Annotated in this window: 18 protein-coding genes and 1 other annotated feature; all 18 genes read right to left on the bottom strand. The window is 43.6% G+C overall.

The genetic code is table 11. The annotated features are described in order from the left end of the window. Positions 1 to 298: 298 nt before the first annotated feature. On the bottom strand, positions 299 to 1,486 hold the full coding sequence (gene tuf, locus WB217_RS08205) for an elongation factor Tu (RefSeq protein WP_335433257.1): 1,188 nt from the start codon (positions 1,484 to 1,486) through the stop codon (positions 299 to 301). A 124-nt stretch (positions 1,487 to 1,610) separates the two neighbouring features. Then, entirely contained in the window at positions 1,611 to 3,689 is a 2,079-nt protein-coding gene (gene fusA, locus WB217_RS08200; RefSeq protein WP_423992350.1) for an elongation factor G, read from the bottom strand. 48 nt (positions 3,690 to 3,737) lie between these two features. Then, positions 3,738 to 4,208, bottom strand: coding sequence for a 30S ribosomal protein S7 (gene rpsG / locus WB217_RS08195; protein ID WP_423992348.1), 471 nt, complete (start codon positions 4,206 to 4,208; stop codon positions 3,738 to 3,740). A 41-nt stretch (positions 4,209 to 4,249) separates the two neighbouring features. Beyond that, the gene (gene rpsL, locus WB217_RS08190) at positions 4,250 to 4,672 is read right to left on the bottom strand and encodes a 30S ribosomal protein S12 (protein WP_023626436.1); all 423 of its coding nucleotides are present in this window, start codon (positions 4,670 to 4,672) and stop codon (positions 4,250 to 4,252) included. A 102-nt stretch (positions 4,673 to 4,774) separates the two neighbouring features. Further along, on the bottom strand, positions 4,775 to 5,023 hold the full coding sequence (locus tag WB217_RS08185) for a 50S ribosomal protein L7ae-like protein (protein WP_423992345.1): 249 nt from the start codon (positions 5,021 to 5,023) through the stop codon (positions 4,775 to 4,777). Positions 5,024 to 5,194: 171 nt separating this feature from the next. Then, a complete protein-coding gene (rpoC, locus tag WB217_RS08180) occupies positions 5,195 to 8,797 on the bottom strand; it encodes a DNA-directed RNA polymerase subunit beta' (protein ID WP_423992343.1) in 3,603 nt (1,200 codons plus the stop codon). Between the two features lie 113 nt (positions 8,798 to 8,910). After that, positions 8,911 to 12,471: a DNA-directed RNA polymerase subunit beta gene (rpoB, locus tag WB217_RS08175; RefSeq protein ID WP_423992341.1), complete on the bottom strand. Its 3,561-nt coding sequence runs from the start codon at positions 12,469 to 12,471 to the stop codon at positions 8,911 to 8,913. A 245-nt stretch (positions 12,472 to 12,716) separates the two neighbouring features. After that, positions 12,717 to 13,319, bottom strand: a complete 603-nt coding sequence (locus tag WB217_RS08170) for a class I SAM-dependent methyltransferase (protein WP_423992339.1) — start codon at positions 13,317 to 13,319, stop codon at positions 12,717 to 12,719. Positions 13,320 to 13,526: 207 nt separating this feature from the next. Beyond that, a complete protein-coding gene (gene rplL, locus WB217_RS08165) occupies positions 13,527 to 13,889 on the bottom strand; it encodes a 50S ribosomal protein L7/L12 (protein WP_335433266.1) in 363 nt (120 codons plus the stop codon). Between the two features lie 59 nt (positions 13,890 to 13,948). Then, positions 13,949 to 14,449, bottom strand: coding sequence for a 50S ribosomal protein L10 (gene rplJ / locus WB217_RS08160; protein WP_423992337.1), 501 nt, complete (start codon positions 14,447 to 14,449; stop codon positions 13,949 to 13,951). A gap of 32 nt (positions 14,450 to 14,481) precedes the next feature. Then, positions 14,482 to 14,619: a sequence feature (ribosomal protein L10 leader region), on the bottom strand. Positions 14,620 to 14,670: 51 nt separating this feature from the next. Continuing rightward, positions 14,671 to 15,363, bottom strand: a complete 693-nt coding sequence (rplA, locus tag WB217_RS08155; RefSeq protein WP_207503090.1) for a 50S ribosomal protein L1 — start codon at positions 15,361 to 15,363, stop codon at positions 14,671 to 14,673. A gap of 436 nt (positions 15,364 to 15,799) precedes the next feature. Further along, positions 15,800 to 16,225, bottom strand: a complete 426-nt coding sequence (gene rplK, locus WB217_RS08150) for a 50S ribosomal protein L11 (protein ID WP_023626445.1) — start codon at positions 16,223 to 16,225, stop codon at positions 15,800 to 15,802. A gap of 171 nt (positions 16,226 to 16,396) precedes the next feature. Beyond that, entirely contained in the window at positions 16,397 to 16,930 is a 534-nt protein-coding gene (gene nusG / locus WB217_RS08145) for a transcription termination/antitermination protein NusG (RefSeq protein ID WP_423992335.1), read from the bottom strand. Positions 16,931 to 17,144: 214 nt separating this feature from the next. Beyond that, on the bottom strand, positions 17,145 to 17,327 hold the full coding sequence (gene secE / locus WB217_RS08140; protein WP_207503091.1) for a preprotein translocase subunit SecE: 183 nt from the start codon (positions 17,325 to 17,327) through the stop codon (positions 17,145 to 17,147). Positions 17,328 to 17,381: 54 nt separating this feature from the next. Beyond that, positions 17,382 to 17,531 (bottom strand): 50S ribosomal protein L33, encoded by a 150-nt coding sequence (gene rpmG, locus WB217_RS08135; RefSeq protein ID WP_423992332.1) that lies wholly within the window; start codon positions 17,529 to 17,531, stop codon positions 17,382 to 17,384. 184 nt (positions 17,532 to 17,715) lie between these two features. Then, the gene (gene sigH, locus WB217_RS08130) at positions 17,716 to 18,366 is read right to left on the bottom strand and encodes an RNA polymerase sporulation sigma factor SigH (RefSeq protein WP_335433269.1); all 651 of its coding nucleotides are present in this window, start codon (positions 18,364 to 18,366) and stop codon (positions 17,716 to 17,718) included. Positions 18,367 to 18,435: 69 nt separating this feature from the next. Continuing rightward, positions 18,436 to 18,945: an NYN domain-containing protein gene (locus tag WB217_RS08125; RefSeq protein WP_423992330.1), complete on the bottom strand. Its 510-nt coding sequence runs from the start codon at positions 18,943 to 18,945 to the stop codon at positions 18,436 to 18,438. Positions 18,946 to 18,947: 2 nt separating this feature from the next. Next, positions 18,948 to 19,676 carry a 23S rRNA (guanosine(2251)-2'-O)-methyltransferase RlmB gene (gene rlmB / locus WB217_RS08120; RefSeq protein WP_423992469.1) on the bottom strand — a complete coding sequence of 243 codons (729 nt, stop codon included), beginning with the start codon at positions 19,674 to 19,676 and terminating at the stop codon, positions 18,948 to 18,950. Positions 19,677 to 19,813 lie beyond the last annotated feature (137 nt).

Below are 19,813 nucleotides of genomic sequence, written 5' to 3'. Positions count from 1 at the left end.
TCTTCCTCTTACTTTCGGTCACAGCTTCGGGATTTCTGTTACCCTTTTTACATCTTCCCCTTACTTTCGGGCACAGCTTCCAACTTTCTGTTACCCGTTTTACATCTTCCTCTTACTTTCGGGCATAACAACGTTGTAACCTGTAACTCCATACTACCTATCTCATCCTTCAAATCACACACATGCAAAAGTGCCATTTAGATTTCTATTAAAGTATTATAACAATTTGCTATTAGCTGCTTAATAGAAATAAAAAAAACAGCTGGATCGTCATCCAGCTGCTTTGTTTTTATTAAAATTACTCTTGGATAGTCGCAACTACGCCAGCGCCTACAGTACGGCCGCCTTCACGAATAGAGAACTTAGTTCCTTCTTCGATAGCTACTGGAGCGATTAGTTCAACAGTCATTTCGATGTTGTCGCCAGGCATAACCATTTCTACGCCTTCAGGAAGGTTACAGATACCTGTAATATCAGAAGTACGGAAATAGAATTGTGGACGGTAGTTAGTGAAGAATGGAGTATGACGTCCACCTTCTTCTTTAGAAAGAACATAAACTTCAGCTTTGAACTTTGTGTGTGGAGTGATTGATTTTGGCTTAGCCAATACCTGTCCACGCTCGATTTCTTCACGTGCTACACCACGAAGAAGTGCACCGATGTTGTCTCCAGCTTCTGCATAGTCAAGAAGCTTACGGAACATTTCTACACCTGTTACAGTTGTAGATTTAGGCTCTTCAGTGAAACCTACGATTTCGATTACGTCACCTACGCGTACTTGTCCACGCTCAACACGGCCTGTAGCAACTGTTCCACGTCCTGTGATTGAGAAAACGTCCTCAACAGGCATCATGAATGGCTTTTCAGTGTCACGAGTTGGAGTTGGGATGTACTCATCAACAGCGTTCATTAGTTCAACGATCTTCTCTTCCCAAGCAGCTTCGCCTTCAAGAGCTTTAAGAGCAGAACCTTTGATAACTGGGATGTCATCGCCAGGGAAGTCGTATTCAGAAAGAAGGTCACGTACTTCCATTTCTACTAACTCAAGAAGTTCTTCGTCATCAACCATATCACACTTGTTCATGAATACTACAAGGTGAGGTACACCTACCTGACGAGAAAGAAGGATGTGCTCACGAGTTTGTGGCATTGGGCCGTCAGTTGCAGATACAACTAGGATTCCGCCGTCCATTTGTGCAGCACCAGTGATCATGTTCTTAACATAGTCAGCGTGTCCTGGGCAGTCAACGTGTGCATAGTGACGAGTTGCAGTTTCGTACTCAACGTGTGCAGTTGAGATTGTGATTCCACGCTCGCGCTCTTCTGGAGCAGCGTCGATTTGGTCATAACCTTTTGCTTCAGCACCGCCAGCTTTTGCAAGAACAGAAGTGATAGCAGCTGTTAGAGTTGTTTTACCATGGTCAACGTGACCAATTGTACCAATGTTAACGTGTGGCTTCGAACGATCGAATTTAGCTTTTCCCATTAGAAAAATCCTCCTTTAATATATGAAAATTAAGTATATTTTAATGGGCTGTGAAATAGGTATCCCTATTCCACAGCATTATGCTTACATTAGTAGTTATACTTGATTAAAAGGTGAAAATCAATTATTCACCTTTATTTTTTTTGATGATTTCTTCTGAAATTGATTTTGGTACTTCTTCATAGTGGTCGAAGTGCATTGAGAACACACCGCGGCCTTGCGTGCTAGAACGCAACGCTGTAGCGTAACCAAACATTTCAGATAGAGGAATCATCGCACGAACTACCTGTGCGTTACCACGAGCGTCCATACCTTCTACACGTCCACGACGAGCAGTAACTTGGCCCATGATATCTCCTAGGTATTCTTCAGGGATAACAACTTCTACTCTCATGACCGGCTCAAGAATTACAGGCTTACACTTTGAAGCAGCGTTTTTAAGTGCCATTGATGCAGCGATCTTAAACGCCATTTCAGAGGAGTCAACATCATGATAAGATCCATCAAACAATCTTGCTTTAATGTCAACCAATGGATAGCCTGCTAGAACACCACGGTCAAGTGAGTCTTCTAATCCAGCTTGTACAGCAGGAATGTATTCACGTGGAACTACACCACCAACGATGCCGTTCACGAATTCAAAACCTTTTCCTTCTTCGTTTGGAGAGAATTCAATCCAAACGTGTCCGAATTGACCACGTCCACCAGACTGACGAGCGAATTTACCTTCAACAGAAGCTGATTCACGGAAAGTTTCACGGTATGCAACCTGAGGTGCACCAACGTTTGCTTCCACTTTAAATTCACGACGCATACGGTCAACGATGATGTCAAGGTGAAGTTCTCCCATTCCAGCGATGATAACCTGGCCAGTTTCCTGGTCAGTATGAGCGCGGAATGTTGGATCCTCTTCTTGAAGCTTTTGTAGTGCAGTAGTCATCTTGTCCTGGTCAGCTTTTGACTTAGGCTCAACAGATAACTGGATTACTGGCTCAGGGAACTGCATTGATTCCAAGATAACAAGGTTCTTTTCATCACATAGAGTGTCACCTGTAGTAGTATCCTTTAGACCAACAGCTGCTGCAATATCACCCGCGAAAACCTTAGAGATTTCCTGACGGCTGTTTGCGTGCATCTGAAGGATACGTCCGATACGCTCACGCTTTCCTTTAGTTGAGTTCTGAACATAAGATCCAGACTCAAGAGTTCCAGAGTAAACGCGGAAGAACGTTAACTTACCAACATAAGGGTCAGTCATAACTTTGAAAGCAAGAGCCGAGAATGGCTCGCTGTCATCTGAATGACGCTCAACTTCTTCTTCTGAATCCGGAAGAGTACCTTTGATTGCAGGTACATCAAGCGGAGATGGAAGGTAGTCGATTACTGCATCAAGCATTAACTGAACACCTTTGTTTTTGAATGCTGATCCACAGATAACTGGGTAGAATTCAACGTTTGTAGTACCTTTACGGATACCTGCTTTGATCTCTGCGATTGTAAGCTCTTCTCCGCCAAGGTATTTTTCCATTAATTCTTCGTCTAGCTCAGCTACCGCTTCAACTAACTTTTCACGGTATTCTTCAGCTTGTGCTTTGTATTCTTCCGGAATTTCACCTTCAGTAATTTCTGTACCAAGGTCATTACCGTAGAAGATAGCTTTCATTTCGACTAAGTCGATGATTGCTTCGAACTCATCCTCAGCACCGATTGGCAACTGAATTGGGTGAGCGTTAGCTTGAAGACGATCGTGAAGAGTTTTAACAGAATATAGGAAGTCCGCACCTAGTTTATCCATTTTATTAACGAATACTACACGTGGTACTCCGTATGTTGTAGCTTGACGCCAAACTGTTTCTGTTTGCGGCTCAACACCTGACTGTGCATCAAGTACTGCAACTGCTCCATCAAGTACACGAAGTGAACGTTCAACTTCAACTGTGAAGTCTACGTGTCCTGGCGTGTCAATGATGTTAACGCGGTGTTCTTTCCAAGAAGCTGTTGTTGCAGCAGAAGTGATCGTGATTCCACGCTCTTGTTCCTGCTCCATCCAGTCCATTTGAGAAGCACCTTCGTGAGTTTCACCGATTTTATGAATACGGCCTGTATAATATAGAACACGCTCAGTTGTTGTTGTTTTACCAGCATCAATGTGAGCCATGATTCCAATATTACGAGTTTTATCTAAGGAGAACTCTCTTGCCATTTGGTCTTTCTCCTTCCTAGTATAAATGTTTTTAGATTGAAGGTAATTCTACCAACGATAGTGAGCGAATGCTTTGTTCGCTTCCGCCATTTTGTGTGTATCTTCGCGCTTCTTAACAGAAGCACCAGCGTTGTTGGATGCGTCTAGAATTTCGTTAGCAAGACGCTCTTCCATCGTTTTTTCTCCACGAAGACGTGAGTAGTTTACTAACCAGCGAAGACCTAATGTCGTACGGCGATCTGTGCGCACCTCGATTGGTACTTGATAGTTAGCTCCACCTACACGGCGTGCTTTTACTTCTAGAACAGGCATGATGTTCTTAAGAGCTGCTTCGAATACTTCCATAGGCTCTTTGCCTGAACGCTCACGAATGATATCAAAAGCTGAATAAAGGATCTTTTGTGATTTACCTCTCTTACCGTCGATCATCATTTTATTGATTAAACGAGTGATAAGCTTTGAGTTATAAATCGGATCCGGCAAAACGTCTCTCTTTGCTACAGGACCTTTACGTGGCATGTTTATTTCCTCCTTTCAAAAAGGCTAATTAGTTTGTTTTATTATTTTTTTGCTGCTTTCGGTCTCTTAGTACCGTACTTTGAACGACCTTGCATACGGTTGTTTACACCAGCAGTATCAAGAGCTCCACGAACGATGTGATAACGCACACCCGGTAAATCCTTTACACGTCCTCCACGGATAAGAACAACACTGTGCTCTTGAAGGTTGTGCCCGATACCAGGGATATATGCTGTTACCTCAATTCCGTTAGTCAAACGTACACGAGCGTATTTACGCAACGCTGAGTTTGGTTTCTTTGGAGTCATTGTACCAACACGAGTACATACACCACGCTTTTGTGGAGATGAAACGTTTGTTTGTGCTTTTTTGAAGCTGTTATAACCTTTGTTAAGCGCAGGAGATTTTGACTTCTCCTCTTTTGAGCTACGTGGCTTGCGCACTAATTGGTTAATTGTAGGCATGATTTTTTCCTCCCTTCACTTTTTTTGTAAGCCCACACATCCAGGTGGTTCATTTTAAAACAAAAAACAAAGTTCTTGCAGGTCTTCCTACAAAAACAGTTTTTACTTGGTTATCGCTACAGCCGCAGCACTTACTGCAATTCCGCATGCCTTCCCTAGTTTTTTCATAGAGTCGACATAGGTGATAGCGGTTTTCATATCCCTGGCTGTACGCATTAGTTCTGCCGTCACTTTCGCGTCTGCATCCTTTGCAATCACCAGTTCCATTACTTCGCCTGCTTTAAGAGCTTTAACTGTTTGCTTTGATCCTACTATAATCTTATTAGCCTGCGCTACTTTTTCATAAGACATAAAATCCTCCACAGCAACAGGTAAATAGGAGCACCTTTGAAATATTAACATCTCTATCAAATGATGTCAACCTTATTCGTGATTTTTTTATCAAAGTAAAACTCTTTATTCATTTTTACTTTAAAAACGCGGTACTTCCTACATGATAGAAAGCACCGCGCATTAATAAATTTACTCTACAGTAATTGCATCTTCGGCATTTTCTTCTTCCATAACGATCGGTTCAGCTCTTCTGTAGCGCTGCATACCTGTTCCCGCTGGAACCAATTTACCGATGATAACATTTTCCTTCAAGCCAAGAAGCTCATCGCGCTTGCCTTTGATCGCCGCATCGGTAAGTACTCTTGTTGTCTCCTGGAAGGAAGCTGCAGACAAGAATGAATCAGTCTCAAGTGATGCTTTAGTAATACCAAGCAGCACCGGACGTCCAGTTGCCGGCAATTTGTCTTCAAGAAGCGCTTTGCGGTTTGCATCAGTGAACTGGTGGATTTCAAGCAATGTGCCTGGTAATACATCTGTTTCACCTGCATCAATAACCCTTACCTTACGCATCATTTGGCGCACCATTACTTCTACGTGCTTATCGCCAATTTCAACACCCTGCATACGATATACCTTTTGAACTTCTTTCAATAGGTACTCCTGCACGGATTGAACATCTTTTACTCTCAAGAGTTCTTTAGGGTCGATTGAACCTTCTGTAAGCTCTTGGCCGCGTGCTACATGGTCATTTACAGCAACCTTTAAGCGGGCTGTATATGGAGCCGTGTAAGTACGGCTTTCGATTTCACCCTGGACAACAATTTCCTGCTGGCGATCTTTGCCCTCGTTAATGCCAACTACGACACCTTCAAGTTCAGTGATAATTGCTTGCCCTTTAGGATTACGTGCTTCAAACAATTCCTGGATACGCGGAAGACCTTGTGTGATATCGTCTCCTGCAACACCGCCGGTATGGAATGTACGCATTGTAAGCTGTGTACCAGGTTCTCCGATAGACTGAGCAGCGATGATACCGACTGCTTCGCCTACTTCAACTTCCTGGCCGGTAGCAAGGTTGCGACCATAACATTTCTTACATACGCCGTGGCGAGTGTTACATGTAAATGCAGAACGGATCCACACTTCCTCTATTCCAGCATCCACTACTTCTGTAGCAAGATCTTCAGTAATCAAGCCATTTTCAGGAACAATCACAGCCTTCGTTTCAGGATGTTTGATTGCCTTTCTTGCATAGCGGCCAATTAGTCGCTCATCAAGTGGTTCAATTACTTCCGTACCGTCTTTAAGGGACTTGATGAATAGGCCTCTGTCTGTTCCGCAATCGTCTTCGCGGACGATAACATCCTGGGCAACGTCTACAAGTCGGCGAGTCAGGTAACCTGAGTCAGCCGTCTTAAGCGCTGTATCCGCAAGACCTTTACGAGCACCGTGAGTGGAAATAAAGTATTCCAATACTGTTAAACCTTCACGGAAACTTGATTTGATTGGCAATTCAATGATCCGACCAGCCGGGTTGGCCATCAGACCACGCATACCAGCAAGCTGAGTGAAGTTGGACGCGTTACCACGGGCTCCAGAGTCACTCATCATGAAGATTGGGTTTGAGTTATCAAGTGATTTCATCAGTTTGGCCTGGATTACATCCTTAGCAGCACTCCAGATTGAAATTACTCGGTCATAACGCTCATCCTCGGTAATTAAACCGCGTCTGAACTGTTTTAGAACATTATCAACTTTTGTTTGTCCATCAGCGATAATCTCTTGCTTTTCTTTAAGAACCACGATATCAGCCACACCAACCGTAATACCCGCTTTAGTGGAGTATTGGAAGCCTAAGCCCTTCATACGGTCAAGCATTTTTGAAGTTTCCGTGATTTTGAATTTCTTGAACACTTCAGCAATGATGTTTCCAAGAATCTTCTTCTTGAAAGGATCTACCAATTCCATACCTTTGATAACTTCCTTAATATCTGCGCCTTTTTCAACAAAATATTTCTCAGGAGTTTTCTCCTCAAGGTTTTGTTTTGATGGCTCATTGATATAAGGGAATGACGCTGGAAGGATTTCGTTGAAAATCAGCTTACCAACAGTCGTGATCAAGAGTTGGCCATTTTGCTCTTCAGTGAATGTCTGGTTGCCAAGAGCTGAAGCGGCAACTGCAACACGTGTATGAAGATGAACATAGCCGTTTTGGTATGCAATCAATGCTTCATTCGTATCCTTGAAGACCATACCTTCCCCAACAGCGCCTTCTCTTTCCAAAGTCAGGTAGTAGTTACCTAAAACCATGTCCTGGGATGGAGTAACAACTGGCTTTCCGTCTTTCGGGTTAAGGATGTTCTGGGCAGCAAGCATTAATAGACGTGCTTCTGCTTGAGCTTCAGCGGATAGCGGAACGTGAACGGCCATCTGGTCACCGTCAAAGTCAGCGTTATAGGCTGTACATACGAGCGGGTGAAGTCTGATTGCGCGTCCTTCTACTAACGTTGGCTCAAACGCCTGGATTCCCAATCGGTGAAGAGTTGGGGCACGGTTAAGCAATACTGGGTGCTCTCTGATTACATCTTCAAGAACATCCCAAACCTCAGGGCTTACACGCTCAATTTTACGTTTAGCAGACTTAATGTTATGTGCCAGACCTTTTTGTACTAATTCTTTCATAACGAACGGCTTGAACAGCTCAAGAGCCATTTCCTTAGGCAGTCCGCACTGGTACATTTGCAGGTTTGGACCTACAACGATAACTGAACGGCCAGAGTAGTCAACACGCTTACCTAAAAGGTTTTGACGGAAACGACCTTGCTTACCCTTAAGCATATGCGAAAGAGATTTCAATGGACGGTTACCTGGTCCTGTTACCGGTCGGCCGCGGCGGCCGTTATCAATCAATGCATCAACAGCTTCCTGAAGCATTCGCTTTTCGTTCTGGACAATGATGCTAGGAGCACCAAGGTCAAGAAGACGCTTTAGGCGGTTGTTACGGTTGATTACACGACGGTACAAATCATTCAGGTCGGATGTCGCAAAACGTCCTCCGTCTAACTGTACCATTGGACGAAGCTCCGGAGGGATGACAGGAAGTACATCAAGGATCATCCATGATGGCTCGTTGCCTGACCCACGGAATGCTTCAACTACTTCAAGGCGCTTGATCGCACGAGTACGTCGCTGTCCTTGAGCAGTTCTTAATTCTTCTTTAAGCATATCGGCTTCTTTATCTAGATCGAGATCTGAAAGCAGCTTTTTAATCGCTTCTGCTCCCATCGCAGCCTGGAATTTGTTGCCGTACTTTTCACGGTATGCGCGGAATTCTTTCTCTGATAATAACTGCTTCTTTTCAAGGGCAGTATCGCCAGTTTCCGTTACTACGTAAGATGCAAAGTAAATGATTTCTTCCAGTGCACGCGGAGACATGTCAAGAACAAGTCCCATACGGCTTGGAATACCTTTGAAATACCAAATGTGAGAAACAGGAGCAGCAAGCTCGATATGCCCCATTCTTTCACGGCGGACTTTAGCACGTGTTACTTCAACACCGCATCGGTCACAGACTACGCCTTTATAGCGAACTCTCTTGTACTTTCCGCAATGACATTCCCAGTCCTTTGTTGGTCCGAAGATTCGCTCACAGAATAAGCCATCTTTTTCTGGCTTTAAAGTACGGTAGTTGATTGTTTCTGGCTTCTTAACCTCACCGAAAGACCATGAACGGATCTTGTCCGGTGATGCGAGGCCGATTTTCATGTACTCAAAATTATTGACATCTAGCAAGGGGCCTACCTCCCTTTTAATCTAGGGTTTTACCCTTATGGCCATCCAAAAAGGAACACACGTGGACAATACTGTTATTCAACTGTTTGTACACGTGTGCCAATTAGATGGACCTATTCTTTCATTCCTACTTTTTCAGAATCCATTCCTTCTGGTTCTGGAGCAATTGTCAATGTTTCAGCATGCTGCAATTCTTCGTCTTCATCGAAGTCGCGCATTTCGATTTCTTTTTCATCGCCTGACAGGATCTTAACGTCCATACCAAGACTCTGAAGTTCTTTCATCAATACCTTGAATGACTCAGGAACACCTGGTTCAGGTACGTTTTCACCTTTTACTATTGCTTCGTATGTTTTAACACGTCCGACAACATCATCGGATTTGACTGTTAGAATTTCTTGCAATGTGTAAGCAGCGCCGTATGCTTCAAGCGCCCATACCTCCATCTCCCCAAAACGCTGTCCGCCGAACTGGGCTTTACCGCCAAGTGGCTGCTGCGTAACAAGTGAGTAAGGTCCAGTAGAACGAGCGTGAAGCTTATCGTCTACCATGTGGGCAAGCTTGATCATGTACATGACACCGACAGATACACGGTTATCAAATGGCTCGCCTGTACGTCCATCGTATAGGATCGTTTTCGCATCACGAGCCATGCCAGCTTCCTGGATCGTTGACCATACATCTTCCTCACGGGCACCGTCAAATACAGGAGAAGCAACATGGATTCCAAGGTAGCGTGCCGCCATACCAAGGTGGAGTTCAAGCACCTGACCGATATTCATACGTGATGGTACCCCTAGTGGGTTAAGCATGATATCGACTGGTGTGCCGTCTGGAAGATAAGGCATATCTTCTTCTGGAAGGATTTTCGAGATAACCCCTTTGTTACCGTGACGTCCGGCCATCTTATCACCTTCAGAAATCTTACGCTTCTGAACGATGTAAGCACGTACTAGCTGATTTACTCCCGGAGGAAGCTCATCGCCATCTTCACGGTTGAACACTTTGACGTCAAGGACAATCCCGCCGCCGCCGTGTGGCACACGCAATGATGTATCACGGACTTCCCTTGCTTTTTCACCGAAGATTGCGTGAAGAAGGCGTTCTTCAGCTGTCAATTCCGTAACCCCTTTAGGTGTTACCTTACCAACAAGAAGGTCTCCGTCTTTCACTTCGGCACCAACACGAATGATTCCGCGTTCGTCAAGATTTCTTAATGCATCTTCCCCGACGTTAGGAATATCACGTGTGATTTCTTCAGGTCCAAGCTTTGTATCACGTGACTCTGATTCATATTCTTCTATATGGATCGATGTATAAACATCGTCTTTAACAAGGCGTTCACTCATGATGATGGCATCTTCATAGTTATAGCCATTCCATGTCATGAATCCAACAAGAACGTTACGTCCTAATGCAAGTTCACCTTTTTCCATTGATGGTCCGTCAGCAAGGATTTCTCCTTTAACTACGCGGTCACCCAGGCTTACGATTGGGCGTTGGTTATAACAAGTACCCTGATTGGAACGAATGAACTTAAGCATACGGTATTTATCAAGGTCACCCTTAACTTCCTGACCGTCTACTTCAGTAACACGGCGAACCCATACCTGACGCGCTTCAACGTGTTCAACAATTCCTTCATGCTTACAGATTACTGCCGCACCGGAATCCTTTGCATTCACGTGTTCCATTCCCGTACCTACGATTGGTGCTTCCGGCTGCATTAATGGAACAGCCTGACGCTGCATGTTCGCACCCATTAGCGCACGGTTGGAGTCATCGTTTTCTAAGAACGGAATACATGCAGTCGCTGCAGATACAACCTGCTTAGGTGATACGTCCATGTAATCGACGCGGTCACGTTTGACGACTGTGTTTTCACCACGGAAACGGGCAATTACTTCATCATCAATGAATGATCCGTCTTCAGCAAGGCGTGCATTCGCCTGTGCTACAACATAGTTGTCTTCTTCATCAGCAGTTAAGTAATCAAAGTGGCTTGTCACTTTTCCTGTTTCAGGGTCAACACGGCGGTATGGAGTCTCGATGAATCCAAAGCGGTTTACCTTCGCGAAGCTGGAAAGTGAGTTGATCAAACCGATGTTCGGACCTTCCGGCGTTTCAATTGGACACATACGTCCGTAATGGGAGTAGTGAACGTCACGCACTTCAAATCCAGCACGTTCACGTGTAAGACCACCGGGTCCCAATGCAGAAAGACGCCTTTTATGTGTTAATTCAGCAAGCGGGTTCGTCTGGTCCATGAACTGTGAAAGCTGTGAGCTTCCAAAGAATTCTTTAATGGACGCGATAACCGGGCGAATATTGATCAATTGCTGTGGTGTAATCGTGTTTGTGTCCTGGATGGACATTCTTTCACGGACTACACGCTCCATACGGGACAGACCAATCCTGAATTGGTTCTGAAGCAGTTCACCTACAGAACGAAGGCGTCTGTTTCCTAAATGGTCGATATCATCCGTATCGCCTACACCATGCAGCAAGTTAAAGAAGTAGCTGATGGAAGAAATAATATCAGCAGGCGTGATATTCTTGATCGGTTCTGGAACATATGCATTTCCAAGAACATTGATCTCTTTCTCGCCTTCATCATTTGGAGCATAGATTTTAATGGATTGCAGAGTGACATCCTCTTCAACCACGCCGCCATAAGGGCTGAAATTCTTGAAACCAACATTCTTCTCCAGAGCAGGCAGGACCTTATCCAAAGTACGACGGTCCAAAGTCACACCTTTATCAGCGATGATCTCTCCTGTTTCAGGATCTACTAGTGGTTCAGCAAGTTTCTGCCCGAATAAACGGTTTTTAATATGAAGCTTTTTATTAATTTTATAACGCCCTACATTTGCAAGGTCATAGCGTTTTGGATCAAAGAATCTTGACACCAGCAAGCTCTTGGCGTTATCTACTGTAGGCGGTTCGCCCGGACGGAGACGCTCATAGATTTCCAGAAGAGCTTTTTCCGTGCTTTCTGTATTGTCTTTTTCAAGTGTGTTTCGGATATATTCGTTATCACCGATCAAATCAATGATTTCTTGATCAGAACCGAACCCTAATGCACGCAAAAGAACCGTAACAGGGAGCTTCCTCGTACGATCTATCCTTACATATACAACATCCTTGGCGTCTGTTTCATATTCAAGCCAAGCGCCGCGGTTTGGAATAACGGTAGCGGAGAATCCCCTCTTCCCGTTCTTATCCAGTTTCCCGCTAAAGTATACGCTCGGTGAACGCACTAGCTGGGAAACGATAACCCTTTCAGCACCATTGATAACAAACGTTCCAGTTTCTGTCATAAGCGGGAAATCGCCCATGAAGACATCCTGGTCCTTAACTTCACCTGTTTCTTTATTAACAAGGCGGACCTTGACTCTTAATGGAGCAGAGTACGTAACGTCTCTTTCCTTAGATTCTTCCACTGGATATTTCGGTTCGCCAAGACTGTAATCGATAAACTCTAGCGATAAGTTACCAGTAAAGTCTTCAATCGGTGAAATGTCCTGGAACATTTCCCGGAGGCCCTCATCAAGAAACCACTGATAGGAAGAGGTTTGAATTTCAATTAAATTCGGCAATTCCAAAACTTCACTGATGCGAGCATAACTTCTACGTTGGCGGTGTCGTCCATACTGAACAAGTTGACCTGTCAACTGATTCACCCCTCAAATCAAGCGTTATTATTCATCTATCCATGTCTTGTCCATGAAGTTTCCTTCATTTCAAAAGACAAAAAGAAAAAGGGTTTTCACCTAAAAACCACATTTCCTGCAACGAACAATTATTTTGTTAGTTTTCCCTTAATGCCCAAAATTATACAACTTTTCGATGAAATTAGCAGACGAAAGGAAACTAATATATTGGCATTTTATAATATTAACATAGCGGTTTTCTCGCGTCAACATTTTACAGATTTGAGAATAAAGTAACCTTTACTTTTTGCCGCTACCTCTACCTCACCAAATAACTCTTTCATTTTTTCCATCGCGGATGGCGCACCCTGCTTCTTTTGGATAACCACCCAAAGTTCACCACCCTCAGCTAAATGAAGAAGGCTTTGTTCAAAAATATCATGAACAACCTTTTTTCCGGCACGGATCGGAGGGTTTGTAAGAATTGCATCGAAACCCTTCTCTTCCACTCCTAAAAGGCGGTCACTTTCATAGATTTCCACATTTTCTATTTTGTTCTCCGCTGCATTTTCCTTCGCAAGCAGAATCGCTCTTTCATTAACATCCACCATATGAACCACCGTGTCAGGAAAAGCTTTCGCAAGGGAAAGTCCAATAGGCCCATATCCACAGCCAACATCCAGGATGATTCCTGCATCTTCCTTCAGTTCAAAAGTATCAATTAATAATCGGGAACCAAAGTCGACTTCGCTTTTCGAAAAAACGCCGCTGTCCGTTTTGAAGCGGAAGTTATTCCCTTTTAATTCACTTTGCCACTTTACAGGATTGCTTTCGGTATTGGGTTTGCGGGAGTAATAATGTTCAGTCAAAATCTCTCACCTCCACGGGGAATCAATTGAAGAATGCGATCGCGGATTGCATTGCTACTGCGGTATTATAAAATAATAAATTACAAAAAGCAAAAATTGCAGAGGAAAACTCACAACTAACATGTCTATATAGTTTTCACACTGACCCTTTATATGCTTTAAAGTAAAAAAAGCTCGCTGTAGCAGCGAGCTTTTAATGTAAGATGATTACTTAACTTCGACGTTAGCGCCAACTTCTTCAAGTTTAGCTTTGATTGCTTCAGCATCTTCTTTAGAAACGCCTTCTTTGATAGCCTTTGGAGTGTTGTCAACAAGTTCTTTCGCTTCTTTAAGGCCAAGACCTGTGATTTCACGAACAACTTTGATAACCTTGATTTTTTGGTCTCCTGCGCTAGCAAGAACTACGTCAAACTCAGTTTTTTCTTCAACAGCAGCAGCGCCAGCTCCGCCCATCATTGCTACTGGAGCAGCAGCAGTTACGCCGAATTCTTCTTCGATTGCTTTTACTAGGTCGTTAAGCTCTAAAACAGTCATGCTTTTAACTGCTTCAATGATTTGTTCTTTAGTCATGATTTGTTTCCTCCTTGATATTGGTTAGTTTTTTTTATTGTTAAACCGTAAATATTAACTTACGCGCCTTGTTCTTCTTTCTGATCCGCAACTGCTTTTGTAGCAAGAGCAAGATTGCGAATTGGTGCTTGAAGTACGCTGAGTAGCATAGAAAGTAGACCTTCGCGAGACGGTAGGTCTGCAAGTGCCTTGATTTCTTCTACTGTAACGATGTTGCCTTCAACCACGCCCGCCTTGATTTCAAGAGCGTCATGCTTTTTAGCGAATTCGTTAAGAATCTTTGCTGGTGCAATTACATCTTCAGCACTGAACGCGATTGCGTTAGGACCAGTTAGTGATGCGTTTAGGTCAGCAAGCTCAACAGCTTCAGCAGCACGGCGTGTCATAGAGTTTTTGTAAACCTTGAATTCAACGCCAGCTTCACGAAGTTGCTTACGAAGTTCAGTTACTTCAGAAACTGTAAGTCCGCGATAATCAACAACAACTGTTGATTTGCTTTCTTTAAGTTTGCCAGCAATTTCGTCAACGATTTGCTTTTTTACTTCAATAACTTTGCTCATCATTACACCTCCTGTAGATTTTTGCATTTATACCGATCAAATAAAAACCTCCGCATCAAGACAGACACGGAGGAAGTATACAATAGCAAGTAGTGTTGCTCTATCGTATGACCTCGGCAGGTTATTAAGCTATATGCCCCTGCTGTCTGCGGTACAAATGTTATTTTATTATCACAACAAGAAACATTATAAGTGAATGCCTCTTAAATTGTCAAATACTATTATTTTACAGTTGAAGGATCTACTTTAACGCCAGGTCCCATAGTAGTAGAAACCGTAACGTTCTTCATGTAAGTTCCTTTAGCTGCAGATGGCTTTACCTTCATCATAGTTTCGAAGATCGTGTTGAAGTTTTCAACAAGCTTTTGGTCTTCGAAAGAAACTTTTCCGATAGGTACATGGATGTTACCTGATTTATCAACGCGGTATTCTACTTTACCAGCTTTGATTTCGTTAACAGCTTTAGTTACATCGAAAGTAACTGTTCCTGTTTTAGGGTTTGGCATTAAGCCTTTAGGTCCCAATACGCGACCAAGCTTACCAACTTCACCCATCATGTCAGGTGTAGCAACGATTACATCAAAGTCAAACCAACCTTGTTGGATTTTGTTGATGTATTCTGCATCGCCAACATAATCTGCGCCAGCAGCTTCTGCTTCTTTCATTTTTTCGCCTTTAGCGAATACTAGAACACGCTGAGTTTTACCAGTTCCGTTTGGAAGCACAACTGCTCCACGGATTTGCTGGTCAGCTTTCTTAGGGTCTACGCCCAAACGGAAAGCAGCTTCAACAGTCGCGTCGAATTTCACAGTGCTTGTCTTTTTAGCAAGCTCAACTGCTTCTTGGATTGTATATGCTTGAGAGCGATCTACAAGCTTAGCAGCTTCTAGATACTTTTTGCCTTTTTTAGCCATTTTTATTTCCTCCTATATTGTGGTTTTAACGGAATAACCTCCCACGATGAAAAGCGGAGGCGCCTCGTTCAGCCCCGACAAGCGCTGGAGGACCGACCGATGAAGTCGTTCTTTGACTTCAGTCGGGCGGGCCGAAGCGACTCGAGGGGCTAGGCGCCGGAGCTAGACAACGAAAAAGCGGAGGCACCTGGGTCAGCCCCGACAGGCGCTGGAAGACCAGACAGTAAAGTCGTTCTTTGACTTTATTGGCTGGGCTGAAGCGTCCCGAGGGGCTAGGTGCCAAAGCTAGACACGATGAAAAGCAGAGGCGCCTCGGTGGCGCCGTGCTAGACAACGAAAAGCGAAGGCGCCTTAAAGGCGCCATATCGGACAGATAAAAGGTTGCGAGTGAAATCTAATTCAGCTTCGCAACCCCATCAATCCTTTGCAGCAGAAATTAGTCTTCGATCGTGATACCCATGCTGCGTGCAGTACCTTCAACCATGCGCATTGCTGCTTCAACGCTTGCTGCGTTTAGGTCAGGCATTTTCTGTTCAGCAATCTCACGTACCTTATCACGTTTAACTGTTGCTACTTTATTACGGTTTGGTTCACCAGAACCAGACTGGATTCCAGCTGCTACTTTCAAAAGAACTGCAGCAGGAGGAGTTTTCGTAATAAATGTAAATGAACGGTCTTCAAAAACCGTAATTTCAACAGGAATGATTAGTCCAGCTTGATCAGCTGTGCGAGCATTAAATTCTTTACAGAATCCCATGATATTAACACCGGCTTGACCTAGTGCAGGTCCAACTGGTGGTGCCGGATTGGCTTTACCAGCAGGGATTTGCAATTTAACCATTTTAATTACTTTTTTAGCCACGAGACACACCTCCTTAAAGTCCGTGATGTGGTAATAGGGGATTACCCCTCCCACTCAAAACAAAAGTCTTTATATTAAATAAAGAACTTGACATATAACTGTCAATCGTCCAAGACATACTGACCTATGAAATATTAACACTTTTTAAACTTGATTTCAAGCTATTTCGATTTATAATTTTTTAATCTGTGAAAATTCAAGCTCTACCGGGGTATCACGGCCAAACATATTGACAAGGACTTTAAGCTTCGCCTTATCTTTATCAATTTCTTCAATCGTGCCAGTAAAGTTATTAAATGGCCCTTCGCTGACCTGGACAGTTTCGCCAAGCTCGAAGTTAATGTCGATTTTCTTTTCTTCAACACCCATGCGCTTAAGGATAAATACGACTTCTTCATCCAATAGCGGTGTTGGTTTTGAGCCTGCACCTGAAGAGCCGACAAAACCCGTCACACCCGGTGTATTACGCACTACATACCAGGAATCATCTGTCATGACTATTTCAACCAGAACATACCCAGGGAATGTTTTGCGCTTAACTACTTTCTTTTTGCCATTTTTGAAATCTGTTTCTTCTTCTTCAGGTACGATCACGCGGAAGATCTTATCTTGCATGCCCATTGTTTCAACACGCTTTTCAAGATTCATCTTTACCTTATTCTCGTAACCTGAGTAAGTATGAACTACATACCAGTTTTTTTCCATTATTGAGGACTAAATCGTCCGTCCCTCCCCACTTCAAAATGCATAGACGCATCGTTAAACGAAACGCTGCAGCCAGAACAGTAAAGCGCAGCGGCCACGCGCCGAGGCTAGACAATCTGAATGCGATTTTTTCAACCAAATAAAAAACCCGTTATCCGGGCTTTTAACTTGTCCTGCGTTTTATATTCTCCATTATACCATGAGTGCTCAGTGGTTATTCAAGAATTAAGCGAATCAATTCAGAAATACCAAGGTCCAACACTGCAAAGAAAAGAGCAGCAAAAGCAACAGTAGACAAAACCGTAATTGTATAACGAGTCAGCTCTTTGCGCTTTGGCCAGCTGACCTTTCTCATTTCACGTCCAACTTCACTGAAAAAATTAGTGATGCGCTGCATTTTGTAACCTCCAACTTATCGGAATTCCATATGATGATGATCTATCTGAAAACCTTATTTAGTTTCCTTATGAACCGTATGGGCACCGCAATTGCTGCAGTACTTTTTCAGCTCCAAGCGTTCTGTTTGCGTTTGCTTATTGCTCGATGTAGAATAATTCCGCGAGCCGCATTCTACACAAGCAAGAGTCACTTTTTTATTCATATCGACACCTGCTGACTAGCTCTCTCATAAATCTTGGTGGTATACAGTCTTATTAAAGAGTAAACTACCAATACGAAATAGCCATCTATTATATCTTTAAAAATGTAACACGGCTGCTAGATTGTGTCAATAAGTGGTTCTAAGATTAAAAGTCAGTTTTGTGGCTATTTTTCGTCAATTCAGCCTACACTGACAGCTCTCTCAGCTCAAGATATCTCTCAAGCTTACGCTTTACTCTCTGGAGGGCGTTATCAATTGATTTCACATGCCTGTTAAGTTCTTCGGAAATCTCCTGATAGGATTGACCATCCAAATATAACGCAAGTACTTTTCTTTCCAGGTCACTCAGCAGCTCAGCCATTTTCACTTCAATTTGGTCGAATTCTTCCTGGTTAATAAATAATTCCTCGGGGTCCATCACTTTTGCGCCAGATAAAACATCCATCAGCGTCCTGTCAGATTCCTCATCGTAAATCGGCTTGTCCAAAGAAACATAGGAATTCAAAGGGATATGTTTTTGCCTCGTGGCAGTCTTGATTGCCGTAATAATTTGTCTGGTAATACATAGCTCGGCAAACGCTTTGAAAGACGTCAGCTTGTCCTCGCGGAAATCACGAATCGCCTTATATAAGCCTATCATTCCTTCTTGCACGATATCTTCTTTATCGGCACCGATCAAAAAATAGGAACGTGCCTTAGCTCGAACAAAGTTCCTGTATTTGTGAATCAGATAATCAAGTGCATCACTTTCTCCTCTGTGCACCGCTTCTACAATCTCTTCATCCTCTAATAATATATAGGCTTCATTCAAACGATTACCGATGTCAGCACTCATCTTGACCCCCCCGCCCCGTACATACAGATAGAAATATTATACAGCAGGCTTTTTTAAGGCGTCAACAGGTCATTGCTCTCCTCTGCGCCATTTTTCAAAAATTTCTGCCACTTCTTGTGTAAGGGGTATCTTGGAACTGGGTTTTTTTTCTTGAATGACCTTCACTCGTTTTTCGATTTTTTTCTCAATCAAATTTGTTTCTGTCAGCAGCTCCCTTGCTGATTTCCTTAAGGCACCCTGTCCAAAAATCGCCCATTGTTCGGTATAATCTGAGGTCGCTACATGGACCTGTGTTTTTCGATTGTTGAGTGTGATCGCTAATTTTTCGATTCGTTCATCAGCCGTTTCACTTTCTTTTGTAAAAATAACTTCAACCTTGTAGTTTTGATATTTCTTTTGTGTCCCTGAAACAAAATGCGCGTCGAACACAATGATAACTCGATAGCCTGTATAGGCTTGATACTCAGCCATGATTTCCACCAGCCGGTCCCTGGCGGCAGAAAGCTCTTTCTTCTTCAAGCTGTTCAATTCCGGCCAGGCACCGATAATGTTGTAGCCGTCAACAAGCAGGATGTCCATGTCTATTCCCCTAGCGGGTGCCGTTTACGGTGTACTTCATACATCAGCAACGATGCAGCAACAGATGCGTTCAAGGACGTTACCTGCCCAACCATCGGAAGACTTAACAGGAAATCACATTTATCGCGGATGAGTCTGCCCATTCCTTTTCCTTCACTGCCGATCACGAGGCCCAGAGGCAATGTCCCATCCAAAGCTCGGTAGTCTTGTTTCGCCGAAGCATCAGTCCCGGCAATCCAGACACCTTTTTCTTTTAATTCATCGATTGTCCTTGCCATATTTGTCACTCTTACGACCGGTATATACTCGATCGCTCCAGTGGAGGCCTTGGCAACCGTTGCAGTCAGACCAACTGCTCTTCTTTTTGGAATAATAATTCCATGAGCTCCTGACGCGTCCGCAGTTCTCATGATTGATCCTAGGTTATGAGGATCTTCAATCTCATCTAATAGCAAAAAGAACGGTGCCTCATTTTTCTTTTCTGCGGCTGCAAATAAATCCTCGATCTCCGCATATTCATAGGCTGCCACCTGGGCAACAACACCTTGATGATTGCCATCGGCAATTTGGTCGATTTTCTTCTTCGGAACGAATTGGACGATGACATTTGCTTCCTTTGCCATCCCAATAACCTGCTGCATTTGTCCGCCCTGGGAACCTTCAGCAATAAGAATTTTATTAATATCCCGCTCAGATTTCAGCGCTTCAATGACGGGGTTTTTCCCGATAATGTAATCCTGGTTCGGGTCCTGGGTTTCGAATGGGTTCTGGTTCTGGTCATGCTGCTGCCTTGGGTTCTTATCTTGTCGTTGCCCCTTGTATTGATCCTGTTTTTGATATGGCTTCTTGTCCCGTTCCTGGCTTTGTT

This window comes from Mesobacillus sp. (assembly GCF_049588175.1).
In the GTDB taxonomy this organism is placed as follows: Bacteria; Bacillota; Bacilli; order Bacillales; family Cytobacillaceae; genus Mesobacillus.
Note: the sequence above shows the minus strand (reverse complement) of the source record. Positions and strands in the feature narration are given on the sequence as shown.

Excerpts from the sequence above, each read along its gene's own strand:
- rplJ (WP_423992337.1), bottom strand. The coding sequence starts at position 14,449 with ATGAGCAAAGTTATTGAAGTAAAAAAGCAAATCGTTGACGAAATTGCT.
- rplL (WP_335433266.1), bottom strand. The coding sequence starts at position 13,889 with ATGACTAAAGAACAAATCATTGAAGCAGTTAAAAGCATGACTGTTTTA.
- fusA (WP_423992350.1), bottom strand. The coding sequence starts at position 3,689 with ATGGCAAGAGAGTTCTCCTTAGATAAAACTCGTAATATTGGAATCATG.
- sigH (WP_335433269.1), bottom strand. The coding sequence starts at position 18,366 with ATGAGTGCTGACATCGGTAATCGTTTGAATGAAGCCTATATATTATTA.
- rplA (WP_207503090.1), bottom strand. The coding sequence starts at position 15,363 with ATGGCTAAAAAAGGCAAAAAGTATCTAGAAGCTGCTAAGCTTGTAGAT.
- tuf (WP_335433257.1), bottom strand. The coding sequence starts at position 1,486 with ATGGGAAAAGCTAAATTCGATCGTTCGAAGCCACACGTTAACATTGGT.
- WB217_RS08185 (WP_423992345.1), bottom strand. The coding sequence starts at position 5,023 with ATGTCTTATGAAAAAGTAGCGCAGGCTAATAAGATTATAGTAGGATCA.
- nusG (WP_423992335.1), bottom strand. The coding sequence starts at position 16,930 with ATGGAAAAAAACTGGTATGTAGTTCATACTTACTCAGGTTACGAGAAT.
- rpsL (WP_023626436.1), bottom strand. The coding sequence starts at position 4,672 with ATGCCTACAATTAACCAATTAGTGCGCAAGCCACGTAGCTCAAAAGAG.
- secE (WP_207503091.1), bottom strand. The coding sequence starts at position 17,327 with ATGCAGCGCATCACTAATTTTTTCAGTGAAGTTGGACGTGAAATGAGA.
- rpmG (WP_423992332.1), bottom strand. The coding sequence starts at position 17,531 with ATGAATAAAAAAGTGACTCTTGCTTGTGTAGAATGCGGCTCGCGGAAT.
- rpsG (WP_423992348.1), bottom strand. The coding sequence starts at position 4,208 with ATGCCACGTAAAGGTCCTGTAGCAAAGAGAGACGTTTTGCCGGATCCG.
- WB217_RS08125 (WP_423992330.1), bottom strand. The coding sequence starts at position 18,945 with ATGGACATCCTGCTTGTTGACGGCTACAACATTATCGGTGCCTGGCCG.